General features: G+C 71.4%; 12 protein-coding genes. 4 read left to right on the top strand and 8 right to left on the bottom strand.

Going from position 1 to position 12,244, the window contains the following annotated elements; all coding sequences use genetic code 11:
• Positions 1–16: 16 nt before the first annotated feature.
• The 3 genes from NGB36_RS22150 to pdhA are packed head-to-tail and all read right to left on the bottom strand — an operon-like array spanning position 17 to position 3,500.
• A complete protein-coding gene (locus tag NGB36_RS22150) occupies positions 17–1,321 on the bottom strand; it encodes a dihydrolipoamide acetyltransferase family protein (protein WP_255922134.1) in 1,305 nt (434 codons plus the stop codon).
• Positions 1,321–2,346 carry an alpha-ketoacid dehydrogenase subunit beta gene (locus tag NGB36_RS22155; RefSeq protein WP_255922135.1) on the bottom strand — a complete coding sequence of 342 codons (1,026 nt, stop codon included), beginning with the start codon at positions 2,344–2,346 and terminating at the stop codon, positions 1,321–1,323. The genes NGB36_RS22150 and NGB36_RS22155 overlap by 1 nt, the downstream gene beginning before the upstream one ends.
• Positions 2,343–3,500 (bottom strand): pyruvate dehydrogenase (acetyl-transferring) E1 component subunit alpha, encoded by a 1,158-nt coding sequence (gene pdhA, locus NGB36_RS22160; RefSeq protein ID WP_255922136.1) that lies wholly within the window; start codon positions 3,498–3,500, stop codon positions 2,343–2,345. The genes NGB36_RS22155 and pdhA overlap by 4 nt, the downstream gene beginning before the upstream one ends.
• 205 nt (positions 3,501–3,705) lie before the next feature.
• Between pdhA and NGB36_RS22165 the strand changes: the two genes are divergently transcribed.
• Complete coding sequence (locus tag NGB36_RS22165) at positions 3,706–4,188, top strand: Lrp/AsnC family transcriptional regulator (protein WP_255922137.1); 483 nt, start codon at positions 3,706–3,708, stop codon at positions 4,186–4,188.
• Positions 4,189–4,203: 15 nt separating this feature from the next.
• Here the strand turns inward: NGB36_RS22165 and NGB36_RS22170 are convergent, their stop codons facing one another.
• Positions 4,204–4,830 carry a TetR/AcrR family transcriptional regulator gene (locus tag NGB36_RS22170; protein WP_255922138.1) on the bottom strand — a complete coding sequence of 209 codons (627 nt, stop codon included), beginning with the start codon at positions 4,828–4,830 and terminating at the stop codon, positions 4,204–4,206.
• A gap of 169 nt (positions 4,831–4,999) precedes the next feature.
• On the opposite strand from NGB36_RS22170, the gene paaN reads away from it, so the two are divergent.
• Entirely contained in the window at positions 5,000–6,691 is a 1,692-nt protein-coding gene (gene paaN / locus NGB36_RS22175) for a phenylacetic acid degradation protein PaaN (protein WP_255922139.1), read from the top strand.
• Between the two features lie 31 nt (positions 6,692–6,722).
• Complete coding sequence (locus tag NGB36_RS22180) at positions 6,723–7,493, top strand: TrmH family RNA methyltransferase (protein WP_255922140.1); 771 nt, start codon at positions 6,723–6,725, stop codon at positions 7,491–7,493.
• Between the two features lie 43 nt (positions 7,494–7,536).
• Here the strand turns inward: NGB36_RS22180 and NGB36_RS22185 are convergent, their stop codons facing one another.
• Both NGB36_RS22185 and NGB36_RS22190 read right to left on the bottom strand, forming a co-directional pair.
• On the bottom strand, positions 7,537–8,817 hold the full coding sequence (locus NGB36_RS22185) for an HTTM domain-containing protein (protein ID WP_372509499.1): 1,281 nt from the start codon (positions 8,815–8,817) through the stop codon (positions 7,537–7,539).
• Entirely contained in the window at positions 8,814–9,584 is a 771-nt protein-coding gene (locus NGB36_RS22190) for a DUF5819 family protein (RefSeq protein WP_255922141.1), read from the bottom strand. The genes NGB36_RS22185 and NGB36_RS22190 overlap by 4 nt, the downstream gene beginning before the upstream one ends.
• A gap of 160 nt (positions 9,585–9,744) precedes the next feature.
• Here NGB36_RS22190 and NGB36_RS22195 point away from each other — a divergent pair, with 160 nt between their 5' ends.
• Positions 9,745–10,887 carry an acyl-CoA dehydrogenase family protein gene (locus NGB36_RS22195; protein WP_255922142.1) on the top strand — a complete coding sequence of 381 codons (1,143 nt, stop codon included), beginning with the start codon at positions 9,745–9,747 and terminating at the stop codon, positions 10,885–10,887.
• A 46-nt stretch (positions 10,888–10,933) separates the two neighbouring features.
• Here the strand turns inward: NGB36_RS22195 and NGB36_RS22200 are convergent, their stop codons facing one another.
• Both NGB36_RS22200 and NGB36_RS22205 read right to left on the bottom strand, forming a co-directional pair.
• Positions 10,934–11,266, bottom strand: coding sequence for a rhodanese-like domain-containing protein (locus tag NGB36_RS22200; protein WP_255922143.1), 333 nt, complete (start codon positions 11,264–11,266; stop codon positions 10,934–10,936).
• A gap of 63 nt (positions 11,267–11,329) precedes the next feature.
• On the bottom strand, positions 11,330–12,148 hold the full coding sequence (locus NGB36_RS22205) for a J domain-containing protein (RefSeq protein ID WP_372509500.1): 819 nt from the start codon (positions 12,146–12,148) through the stop codon (positions 11,330–11,332).
• Positions 12,149–12,244 lie beyond the last annotated feature (96 nt).

A 12,244-nucleotide genomic window follows, 5' to 3' on the forward strand; every position in this document is an offset into this window, starting at 1 on the left:
TGTCACGCCGGGCGCGTCATACGTTGCGCAGCAGCGTGGCGGGGTGTTCCACGCAGTCGGCGACGAAGCGGAGGAAGCCGCCGGCCGTGCCCCCGTCGCAGACCCGGTGGTCGAAGGTGAACGACAGCTGGACCACGTGGCGCACCGCCAGTTCGCCTTCGTGCACCCACGGTTTGGGGGATATCCGTCCGACGCCGAGCATCGCGGCCTCGGGGTGGTTGATGATCGGCGTGGAGCCGTCGACGCCGAATACGCCGTAGTTGTTGAGGGTGAAGGTGGATCCCGTGAGTTCGGCAGGGGTGAGGCAGCTGGTGCGGGCGGCCTCGGTGAGCCGGGCGATCTCGGCCGACAAGTCGCCGGTCGTCCGGGCGCCCGCGTCGCGGACGACGGGGACGACGAGGCCGCGCTCGGTCTGCGCGGCGAAGCCGAGATGCACCGCCGGAAGGCGGACGATCTCGTTCCGCTCGGTGTCCACGGTGGCGTTGAGCTCGGGGTAGCGGGCGAGCGCGGCGGTGCAGATCCGTGCGAGGAGCGCGAGCACCGAGACCTTCGGCCCGGTGGCGTTCATTGCCGCACGTGCGGCGAGCAGTTCGGTGGCGTCGGCGTCCACCCAGCAGGTGGCGTCGGGGATCTCCCGGCGGCTGCGGGCAAGTTTCTCGGCCACGGCCCCGCGCACACCGCGCAGCGGTATGCGGGTGCCCTCGCCCGTGTCGCGCTGCTCCACGTGAGTCCGGGCGCCGGCGATGGCGCGTTCGACGTCCGAGCGCAGGATCAGCCCCTGGTGGCCGGAGCCGTGCAGCGAGCGCAGGTCGATGCCGTGTTCCCGGGCCAGCCGCCGCACCAGCGGGGAGACGACGGCGACCGGCCGCTCCCCGTCGTGCGTCGCGGCGCGCTGCTCAGGGGGCGCCGGTGCAGCCGCCGGTGTCGGTGCCGCTGCCTCTGCCGGCGTGGGTGCCGGCGCAGGCGCCCGGCGGGCGCGCCTGCGCCGGGGTGCGGGCGCCGACGTGCCGTATCCCACGAGCACGTTGCCCGATTCCCCCGCGCCCTGCTGCGTGCCGGAGTCCGCGTGCTCGGGCGCGCCGACCGCGACGGTCAGCAGCGGCCGGCCGACCGGGATCTCGTCCCCAGGTGCGCCGAACAGCGCGGTGACCACGCCGCCGTACGGGCACGGCACCTCGACTACGGCCTTCGCCGTCTCGACCTCGACCACGGGCTGGTCGACGGCGACCACGTCGCCGGCCTCGACGAGCCACCGGACGATCTCCGCCTCGGTCAGCCCCTCCCCGAGGTCGGGGAGGGTGAACTCCTTCACCTCAGCCATCAGTTCCCCTCCCACTGCAGCCGGGCCACCGCGTCCAGCACCCGGTCGGCGCCGGGCAGATGGTGGCGTTCGAGCATGGGCGGCGGGTACGGGATGTCGAAGCCGGCGACGCGCAGCACGGGGGCTTCGAGGTGATGGAAGCACCGCTCCGTGACGCGGGCCGCTATCTCCGCTCCCGCGCCGCCGAATCCGCTCGATTCGTGGACGACCACGGCGCGACCGGTGCGGCGCACCGATGCGCACACCGTCTCGTCGTCGAACGGCACGAGGCTGCGCAGATCCACCACTTCGAGATCCCAGCCCTCCTCCACTGCCAGCTCGGCGGCCTCCAGGCAGACCGGCAACGAGGGCCCGTAGGTGATCAGAGTGGCCGAGCGGCCGGTGCGGCGGACGGCGGCGCGGCCGAGCGGCGGCACCTGCTGGGGTGCGTCGGCCGACCATTCGGCCTTCGACCAGTACAGCCGCTTGGGCTCGAGGAAGACGACGGGGTCGTCGGAGGCGATCGAGGCGCGCAGCAGCCCGTAGGCGTCGGCGACGGTTGCGGGCGTGACCACGTGCAGGCCTGGGGTGTGCAGGTAGTACGCCTCGGAGGAGTCGCTGTGGTGCTCAACCCCGCCGATACCGCCGCCGTAGGGCACGCGGATGGTTATCGGCAGCGGCAGTGCGCCGCGGGTACGGTTGCGCATCCGCGCGACGTGGCTGATGAGCTGTTCCAGCGCCGGGTAGGCGAAGGCGTCGAACTGCATCTCCACGACGGGCCGCAGCCCGTACATCGCCATGCCGACGGCCGTGCCCAGAATGCCGGCCTCGGCGAGCGGGGTGTCGGTGACGCGGTCGGCGCCGAACTCCTTCGCCAGGCCGTCGGTGATGCGGAAGACTCCGCCGAGGGTGCCGACGTCCTCGCCGAACACGTGGACGGCCGGGTCGGCGGCCATGGCGTCGCGCAGTGCCCGGCCCAACGCCTGTGCCATGGTGGCAGGTTTGCGTCCGGTCGGTGCGGCGGAGGGCGCCGTCGCGGTGCTCATCGCCCTTCCCCCTCCTCTGCGTGGAACTCTGCCTCGGCATCGAGCTCGGCGCGCAACTGTGCTGCTTGTTCGCGCAGTTGGGTGGTCTGCTCCGCGTAGACGTGCTCGAAGAGCTCCATGGGGTCGAGCACGGGATCGGTGTTCATCCTGTCGCGCAACGTCGCCGCCATCGCTTCGGCGGCCGCCTCGGCCTCGCGTATGCCCTCATCGTCGATGAGTGCGCGGTCGCGCAACTCCCGTTCCAGCAAGGCGATCGGGTCGTGTGCGCGCCACTGCTCGACCTCGGCCTGGTCGCGGTAGCGGGTCGCGTCGTCGGCGTTGGTGTGGGCCTCGATGCGGTAGGTGACGGCCTCGATCAGGGTGGGGCCGCCTCCGTTGCGGGCGCGTTCGAGTGCCTCGACGAGCACCTCGTGCACCGCGGGGGCGTCATTGCCGTCCACCAGCCGTCCCGGCATCCCGTAGCCGACCGCCTTGTGGGCAAGGGACGGGGCGGCCGTCTGCTTCTCCAGAGGGACGGAGATGGCGAAGCCGTTGTTCTGGACGAGGAAGACCACCGGTGCCTGCCAGACGGCGGCGAAGTTGAGCGCCTCGTGGAAGTCGCCCTCACTCGTGCCGCCGTCCCCGACGAGGGCGAGCACCACCGTGTCGTCGCCCTTGAGGCGGGCGGCGTGCGCGAGGCCGACGGCGTGCGGGAGTTGGGTGGCCAGCGGTGTGCACAGCGGGGCGACCCGGTGGGTGCGCGGGTCGTAGCCGCTGTGCCAGTCGCCGCGCAGCAGGGTGAGCGCCTCGACGGGCTCGACGCCGCGGGCGACGACGGCGAGGGTGTCGCGGTAGCTGGGGAAGAGCCAGTCCTGGGGGCGGAGAGCAAGTGCCGCGGCGACCTGGCACGCCTCCTGGCCGGTGCTCGACGGATACACCGCGAGGCGGCCCTGCTGGGTGAGGGCGGTGGCCTGCCGGTTGTAGCGGCGGCCGCGCACCAGCTCGGCGTGGAGCCTGCGCAGCAGCGCGGGGTCGAGGCCGGCGGCGGCCGGGGTGCCGAGCACGCGGTACGGCTCGCGCTCGGGCAGCAGGGGGGCGGGGTCGGTGCGGGGATGCCAGTCGGGCGGGGGCGTGTTGCGGTGATCGGCGGTACCGGGCTGTTCCAGGACTGTCATCGCGCACCTCCTCGTGGGCGGCCCGCCGCACCGGCGGCCGATGTCACGGCGGCCGCATCGGGCCGGAGTGAGCGGGGTTCCACTCACCTACCGATTGTTCGGTCGCCGGTGCCACTTTGGCCACAGTCGCGCTCAGCCTGTGGACAAACGGTTCTCCACAGCCTGAGATAGAGGCAGTACGTCCATGGTAGGGAGGCCCGGGGGGATGGCGACTGAACAGATGGCCGACGACGGGCGGCCGACACGACCGCTCGACGCCGTCGACCGCGCGATCCTGCGGCTGCTGCAGGAGGACGGCAGGGCGTCGATACGTTCCGTCGCCGATCGCGTCCATGTCTCGCGCGCCAACGCCTACGCCCGCATCAACCGGCTCATCGAGGACGGGATCATCCGCGGCTTCACCGCCCGGGTCGACCACGAGCGGGCCGGGCAGGGCGCATCCGCATACATCACGCTGAAGATCGTCCAGAACTCGTGGCGCACGGTGCGCGAGAAGCTCCTCACCCTGCCCGGGGTTGCCCATATCGCCCTGGTGAGCGGGGATTTCGACGTACTGCTGCTCGTGCACACCGCCGACAACCGAAGCCTGCGGGAGCTGGTGCTCACCCGCATCCAGGCGGTGCCCGAGGTGCTCAGCAGCCGGACGCTGCTGGTCTTCGAGGAGACCGACCTCGTCGTGGACGAGTGAGCCCGCGCGGGGGCGCTACGACGTGCGCAGGCCCTCGAACGCGATGCGCACCACCGTGTCCGCGACCTGCTCGCCCGCGTGCTCACCGTGGCGCTCGCCGCCCCTGGGCGGCCGGTACCACTCGACGATCGAGTTGATCATGCCGAAGAGCAGCCGGGTGGCGAGCCGCACGTCCACATCGGCCCGCAGATCGCCCTCGGCGACGGCCGCCTGCAGCAGCTCGGCCACCTGGTGGTCGAACTCGCGGCGGCGCTCCATGGCCCAGCGCTCGGTGCCGGTGTTGCCGCGCACCCGCAACAGCAGAGTGACGTACGGCAGCTCGGCCATGAGCACCTCGGCGGTGCGGTGCACGACGTATTCGAGGCGGTCGATCGCGCGCTTCTGCGCGGTTGCGCCCTCCTCCCCGAGGATCGCGAAGAGCCCGTCGAGCGCCCGCCCGACCGCCCGCTCCAGCAGTTCCTCCTTGCCGCGCACGTGGTGGTAGATCGAGGATTTCGAGATGCCGGCGGCGCGCGAGAGGTGCTCCATCGAGGTGCCGTCGTAGCCGCGCTCGTTGAACACCTCGACGGCGACCGCGAGCAGCGATTCCGGTGTGTATGTGTCCCTCTTCGGGGCGGTGGTGTCGCGCTTGGCCATGGTCATGCCGTGACATTAACCCGCTGACCGCGCTGGGAGAGCAGCTCCGGGGCGCGGAGGTTGTCCACAGGCCGGATCACCCCTCTTGCACCGACCGATCATTCGGTCAAGACTGTTCCTGCAGACCGACCGACCTCCCACCGCACAGGCCACCCGAACGAGGATGTGGTTCCGCATGGCCGCAGGCCTTTCCGCCGCCCAGCTGACCGAACGGCACGGCGCCACCCTGGACAAGGCGCTCGGAGCGATCCGCACGCGCGCATACTGGTCCCCGCATCCCGAACACCCCAAGGTGTACGGGGACGGCTCGGGCATCGGCCCGGCCGAGGGCAAGGCCGCCTTCGACGCGCTGCTCGGCACCCGCTTCGAGCTCGACCAGCCCGGCACGGACGACTGGCCGGGGGGTGAAGTCTCCCCGTACGGCATCGAGTTGGGTATCCAGTACCCGCACCCGGACATCGACGTCCTGCTGCCCGCGATGCGCGCGGCGATGCCGGCCTGGCGGGAGGCCGGGCCCAAGACGCGGGCGCTGGCGTGCGTGGAGATCCTGGCCCGGATCAACGCACGCAGCCACGAATTCGCCCACGCGGTGATGCACACCTCTGGCCAGGCCTTCACCATGGCCTTCCAGGCCGGCGGGCCGCATGCGCAGGATCGCGGCCTGGAGGCGGTCGCGTACGCCTACGCCGAGCAGATCCGGGTCCCGGATTCCGCCGAATGGGTCAAACCGCAGGGCAAGCGCGACCCGCTGCAGCTGCGGACCACGTTCACCGCCGTGCCCCGCGGGGTCGCCCTGCTCATCGGCTGCAACACCTTCCCGACCTGGAACGGCTTCCCCGGCCTCTTCGCCTCCCTCGCCACCGGCAATCCCGTCCTGGTCAAGCCGCACCCGAGGGCGGTGCTGCCGCTCGCCCTGACGGTGCGGATCGCCCGCGAGGTACTCGCCGAGGCCGGGTTCGACCCGAATCTGGTCTGCTTGGCGGCGGAGCGTCCGGGCGAGGGGATCGCCAAGACGCTCGCGGTGCGCCCGGAGATCCGGATCATCGACTACACGGGGTCCTCCGCGTTCGGTGAATGGCTGGAGACCACCGCCCGCCAGGCGCAGGTCTTCACCGAGAAGGCCGGGGTCAACACCGTCGTCGTCGACTCGACCGACGACTACCGCGGCATGCTCTCCAACCTCGCCTTCGCACTCTCGCTCTACAGCGGCCAGATGTGCACCACCCCGCAGAACCTGCTGATTCCGCGGGACGGCATCGCCACCGATGCCGGGCACAAGAGCTACGACGAGGTGGTGGCCGACCTCGCCGCGGCCGTGCAGGGCCTGCTCGGCGACGACGCGCGCGCCAACGCGCTGCTCGGCGCGCTGGTCAACCCGGGGGTGCGCGAGCGCCTGGAGAACGCGCCGTCGCTCGGCTCCGTGGCACTGGCGTCACGGCAGGTGACACACCCCGAGTTCCCCGACGCGGTGGTCCGCACGCCGGCAATCGTCACGCTGGACGGCGCCAAGCCGGACGCGGAGGCCGCGTTCCTGTCGGAGTGCTTCGGCCCGGTGTCGTTCGCGGTCGCGGTGGACTCGACGGATCAGGCGATAGCCCTGCTGCGCCGCACGGTCCGGGAGAAGGGCGCGATGACGATCGGCGCCTACACGACGTCACCGCAGGTCGAGCGGGCGGTCGAGGAGGTGTGCCTGGAGGAGTCCGCGCAGTTGTCGCTGAACCTGACGGGCGGGGTGTACGTCAACCAGACCGCCGCCTTCGCCGACTTCCACGGCACGGGCGGCAACCCGGCGGCCAACTCGACACTGTGTGACGGCGCGTTCGTGGCGAACCGCTTCCGGACGGTCGAGGTGCGGCGCCCGGCGTAACGGGCGCGCCGGCCGCTCGTAGGCTGGGGCCATGATCGAGGACGAGGAGGCCGTCGCGGGGCTTGTGCGGCGCTGGCATGAGAGCGCCGGTGACGCCGTGCTGCTCGACGGGTTCCACGCCCTCAAGCACGCGCTGCGCTTCGGCGCGGACGCGACGATCGTGCTCACCAGCGACAAGACCGCCACGCTCGCACTCGCGGAGCAGCTGGCCGACGATCTCACCCGGCGCCTCGACGCGCTCGCCGTCGAGGTGCCGGGTTCCGTGCTCCGCCGGCTCGTACCGCGCGTCCACCCCACGGGGGTCGTCGCGCTCGCGACGCGGCCCAGTGCCACGGCACACCTCGACGCGCTGAACACCGTTCCCCGCCGGTCACCCGTCGTCGTGCTCGACGCGCCGCGCAATCTCGGCAACATCGGGGCCGTCATCCGCCTCGTGGCCGGGTTCGACACCACGGGGGTGATCACCACGGGCGATGTCGACCCGTGGCATCCCACCGTCGTACGCGCCGCCGCAGGCCTGCACTTCGCCACCGCGGTGGAACGCCTCGCCCTGCCCGACCTCCCGCCGGGACCGCTCTATGCGCTCGACCCGGAGGGTGAGGACATCAGGTCGGTCCGCATCCCCGACGACGCGCTGCTCGCCTTCGGCTCCGAACGGCACGGCATCTCACCGGAGCTGCGCGGGCGCGCGACCCGGCTGGTCGCGCTGCCCATGCGGCCGCAAGTCTCCAGCTTCAACCTGGCCACGAGCGTGGCCATGACCCTCTTCCACTGGATGTCGCAGCGGAAACCGCGCGGATAGGTCAGGGCGAAGCGATCAGGGTGAAGCGATCAGGGTGAAGCGGTCAGACCGGAAGGGTGGATGCGGACGGTTCGCCCTCCGACCGCTGCCTGGGCACGACGGCACGCCGTCCGGGCAGCGCACGCACCACGCGGTCGCCCACCCAGCGCAGGAACGACGTCGGCAGGAAGACCGAGTCCGCAGTGATCATCGCCAGCGAGAAGAACGGCAGCCCGAGGACGACCGCGATCCCGGCGTGCTCGCACATCATCATCACCAACAGCACGTTCTTGACACGCCGGTTGAAGAGCGTGAACGGGAACGCGACCTGGACGGCCACCGTGCCGTAGGTGATGAGCATGACGATCAGTCCGCTGCTGCCGAGCGCGTGCGACAGGGCCGGCCAGGGGGTGAAGTCCGCAAGGTGCAGCGGGTAGTACAAAGCGGTGCCGTCCTCCCAGCGGGAGCCCGTGATCTTGTACCAGCCGGCCGTCGAGTAGATCAGGCACACCTCGACGACGATCACGAGCATCGCGCCCGCGTGCACCACATTGCCGACCATGGTCATGACCGTGCGCGGTTCGCCCGGCGCGTAGCGCCGCACCAGCCACCACGCAGCCTGCGCCGCCAGGAACCCCCAGAGGATCAACGCCCAGCCCGTGCTCAGCTTGCCCAGCACGGTGACGAGGGCGAGCACGGCCGCAAAGACCACCCACATCACGATCCCGACCGGATCGCGGTCGCGGTCCCGGTCCCAGTCCCGGTCGCGGTCCCGGTCTGCCGATCGGCGCGCCCTGCGCGCGTCCAGTGACCAGACCTGCCCGCATCGCGCGAACACCAGGTAGATCGCCATGATGTGGATGACGTTGTCGCCGCCGTCGCCCTCGAAGACACTGCGGTTCTGCAGCGCCAACACGCCGATCATGAACAGCAGCGAGGCGGTTCGCGTCCGCCAGCCGACGAGCAGCATCACGGACGCGGCGATCGCGGCCGCGTAGACGAACTCGAACCATGCCCTGCTGTCGGACCACATCAGCACGGTGAAGGCGTGGTTGGTCGCGATCAGCGCACGTGCCATGCTCCAGCTCCACGGGCTGTCCGGCCCGTAGAGCTCGTCGCGGTGCACCCATTCGCGCAGCAGAAACGCGAGCCATGTGAGCGAGAAGCCGATCCGGATGACGGCCGACTGATACGGCGCGACGGGTCCGCCGGTGATACGGGCGAGCCCCTTGCCGATCGCGGCGTCGACTTTGCGCGGCAGCCCGGCGAAGGGCGACGGCACGGGAGCGGACCCGGACGCGGCCCCGTACCCCGACGTGGACGTGGACGTGTTCTGATCGGTCACGTGAAGTCCTCGGAGCTGACGTTCCACCACGGCTGCGGCTGGTAGCTGGTGGCGGTGCTCGTACCGTTGCTGTCGCCGCTCCACGGCGGCGAGCCGACCGGCGTGTCCGCCGAGCGCACCTGGATGCGCTGCACCGTGCCGCCGTTGAGGTGCGGCCCGAAGCGGTGGGCGACGATACGCAGCACGTACTCCTGCGCGAGGGTGCCGCGCAGGCCGACCGGGTGGCCCTGGCTGTCGTGCGAGTCGGTGTAGAAGCTCCAGGCCCTGCGCAGTTCGTTCTGCTGGGTGTGGCTGGGGAACGGGTTGTGGACGATCTGCGCCTGGTCCAGCGCCGTCAGGTCGACCCAGCCGGTGGTCGTGCTGGTGCCGTCGGGCATGAGAACCTCGGCGCGCGCCTGCACGTCGTCGTTCTCCTGCAGCGGGTTGGGCGCGAAGAGCTTCCAGTTCTGCTCGAACTCGGGGTAGACGTAGTCGTTGATCGTCGTGGAGTACTGCTGGGAGAGCGTGTTGGACGGCGCGATGCTGAGGAAGACCATCCCCAGGTGAAAAGCGGCGCCGACGATGACGGCCGCCACCGTGAGCGCGATGACGATCCTCGACGTCAGCGATACAGACGTCAGCTGCAGATCGGATATCTCCTGCGAATCCGGCAACTCCGGCTCCCCCGGCGGACCGTCGACCGGCACCCTTTCGCCCACCTCGACCGCTTCGCCCGCTTCGTCTGCCTCGTCTGCCTCGTCTGCCGCCCTGGTCTCGGGTGGCTCCATGTCGTTCCCCGTCCCTGTGTGTCAGCCGTACGGCATCGTACGGCCCGGAACGCTACCCACGAGGGCGCCTTCGGGCCACTGCCGGGCGGTTCCCTGATCGTAGAACCTGTTCTAGTCTGACACCCAGTCAGAACATCGGGTACGGCGGGAGGGCCGAGCAGTGGACTTCAGCTTCACCGAGGAGCAGCAGGCGGCAGCCGAGGCGGCGCGTGCGGTCTTCTCCTCCGTCGCACCGGACGCGGTGCCCAGCCCAGCGCTCACCGCGGGACCGGTCGCCGACGACTTCGACCGAGCGCTGTGGCGCCGACTCGCCGAAGCGGATCTGCTCTCCTTGCTGCTCGCGCCCGAGTACGGCGGGGACGGGCTCGACCCGATCGCCCTGTGCCTGGTGCTGCGCGAGGCGGGACGAGTGCTGGCCAGGGTGCCACTGCTGGAGACATCGGCCGCAGCACTCGCCGTGCAGAGGTACGGCGGTGAGGCGCTGCGCGCCCGGCTGCTCCCCGAGGTCGGGCGGGGCGGCACCGCCCTCACGGTCGCCACCAGCGGTCGCACCGGGCACGACCCGGCCGAACTCGCCGTCCGGGCACGCGAGGTCACGGGCGACGGGACGTGGCTGCTCGACGGCGTCCACACCGCCGTCCCCTGGGCGCTCCAGGCGGACCACACCCTCGTCCCCGCCCGCACCGACGACGACGGGCGCACCGTGATCGCCGTCGTCCCCCGCGACCACGACGGCGTCACCCCCGCCGAGCAGGTGTCCACCAACGGCGAGAGCTACGCCGAGCTCCGCCTCGACGGCGTGCGCGTCCCGGCGACGGACATCATCACCGCGCCCGGCGCCTGGGAGTGGCTACGGGACCTGCTGGCCACCGGCACCTGCGCCCTCGCGCTCGGCCTCGCCGCCCAGGTCACCACGATGACCAGCGCATACGCCTCGAAACGCGAGCAGTTCGGTCATCCGATCGCGACCTTCCAGGCAGTTGCCGTACAGGCCGCCGACCGCTACATCGACATGCTCGCGATGGAGGCCACGCTCTGGCAGGCCGCATGGCGGCTGACCACCGGCACGCCGGGCGCGTTGCCGGTCACCGGGGACGTCGCGGTCGCGAAGATCTGGGCCGCCGAGGGGGTGCGCCGCGTCGTCCAGACCGCACAGCACCTGCACGGCGGCTTCGGCGCGGACACCGACTACGCACTCCACCGCTACCACGCATGGGCCAAGCAGCTGGAGCTGGCGCTCGGCCCGGCGGCCGCGTACGAGGAGCAGCTCGGCGACCTGCTCGCCGCCCATCCGCTCGGTTAGACGCCTTTAGACAGTCTTTAGACCTTCGGGCGGGACCACGCCCGGATCAGACCACGCCGGCCGGGCCGCCGTGCTCGCTCACCAGCGGGCGGCCCGCCGCCTCCCACGCGAGCATGCCGCCGTCGACGTTCACCGCGTCGACCCCCTGCGCGATCAGGTACTGAGCGACCTGCGCCGAGCGCCCGCCGACCCGGCAGACCACATGCACCGTTCGACCAGCCGGCACCTCCGCGATACGGGCGACCACCTCGCCCATGGGGATGTGCACTGCTTCCTCGGCATGCCCGGCCGCCCACTCGTCGGGCTCCCGGACATCCAGCAGGTAGCCGTCGGACGGCACGGCGGCGGCATCCACCGTGGGCAGCTGGGCGAAGTGCATGGGTCGGCCTTTCCGGTCAGCAGTACGTACCGGCTACGTACCAGGCCAAGGATGCCAGCCCCGTCAGTCGGCGGCAGGGCGCAGCAGGCCCTCGAGGCGCCGTTCACGCTCGGCGACCTGCGCCAGCAGCTGCTCGGCGATCTCGTTGAGCAGCCCGTCCGGGTCCTCGGGCGCAAGCTTCAGCATCTGGCCGATGGCGCTCTGCTCCAGCTCGGCCGCGACCGCCGCCAGCGCCTCCTTGCGCTGGGCCAGCCACTCCAGGCGCCCATACAGCTCCTCGGCCTTGCTCGGCTGGGCCTCCTCGGCCGGCGGGCCCGCCTCCCACTCGGCGGCGAGCGCGCGCAGGCCCTCCTCGTCACCCTGCGCGTACGCCTCGTTGACGCGGGCTATGAACTCACCGCGGCGCTTCTGCTCCGCCTCCTCCTGCGCCAGGTCGGGGTGGACCTTGCGCACCAGCTCCCGGTAGAGGCGCCGGGCCTCCTCGCCGGGCCGGACGCGCCGCGGGGCGTCCGGATCCTCGGGCTGGTGGACGCCGTCGGGGCCGAGCAGCCCCTCGAAGAGCTCCTCGATGCCCGGCATGGGCATCACCAGGGCGCGCGCCTCCCAGGCGTACCGGATGTCCTCGCGGTCGCCGGTTTGTGCCGCGACCGCCTCCGCGATCAGCGCGTCCAGCTCGTCGAGGCGCGTGTACATGGGGCCGAGCCGCTGGTGGTGCAGGCGGGAGAAGTTCTCCACCTCGACCCGGAAGCTCTCCACCGCGATCTCGAACTCGATCAGCGCCTGCTCGGCGGCGCGCACCGCTCTCTCCAGGCGATCTTCCGCCGCCTGCTCCGCCGCCTGCCCCACCGTCTGCTCCGCCTGCCGGCCGTCCGGGTTCGTCACCTGCCCAGCCTACGAGGCCGCGCCAGCCGACCGGCGGGTGACCGGAGGCGGTGACATCCGTTGCTCCGCCCGGGGCAATCTCCGTAATTTCCCGTA

Source organism: Streptomyces humicola, from assembly GCF_024436035.1.
Taxonomy (GTDB): domain Bacteria; phylum Actinomycetota; class Actinomycetes; order Streptomycetales; family Streptomycetaceae; genus Streptantibioticus_B; species Streptantibioticus_B humicola.

Coding starts and splice junctions, on each gene's coding strand:
- NGB36_RS22150 (WP_255922134.1), bottom strand. CDS start 1,321: ATGGCTGAGGTGAAGGAGTTCACCCTCCCCGACCTCGGGGAGGGGCTG.
- NGB36_RS22155 (WP_255922135.1), bottom strand. CDS start 2,346: ATGAGCACCGCGACGGCGCCCTCCGCCGCACCGACCGGACGCAAACCT.
- pdhA (WP_255922136.1), bottom strand. CDS start 3,500: ATGACAGTCCTGGAACAGCCCGGTACCGCCGATCACCGCAACACGCCC.
- NGB36_RS22165 (WP_255922137.1), top strand. CDS start 3,706: ATGGCGACTGAACAGATGGCCGACGACGGGCGGCCGACACGACCGCTC.
- NGB36_RS22170 (WP_255922138.1), bottom strand. CDS start 4,830: ATGACCATGGCCAAGCGCGACACCACCGCCCCGAAGAGGGACACATAC.
- paaN (WP_255922139.1), top strand. CDS start 5,000: ATGGCCGCAGGCCTTTCCGCCGCCCAGCTGACCGAACGGCACGGCGCC.
- NGB36_RS22180 (WP_255922140.1), top strand. CDS start 6,723: ATGATCGAGGACGAGGAGGCCGTCGCGGGGCTTGTGCGGCGCTGGCAT.
- NGB36_RS22190 (WP_255922141.1), bottom strand. CDS start 9,584: ATGGAGCCACCCGAGACCAGGGCGGCAGACGAGGCAGACGAGGCAGAC.
- NGB36_RS22200 (WP_255922143.1), bottom strand. CDS start 11,266: ATGCACTTCGCCCAGCTGCCCACGGTGGATGCCGCCGCCGTGCCGTCC.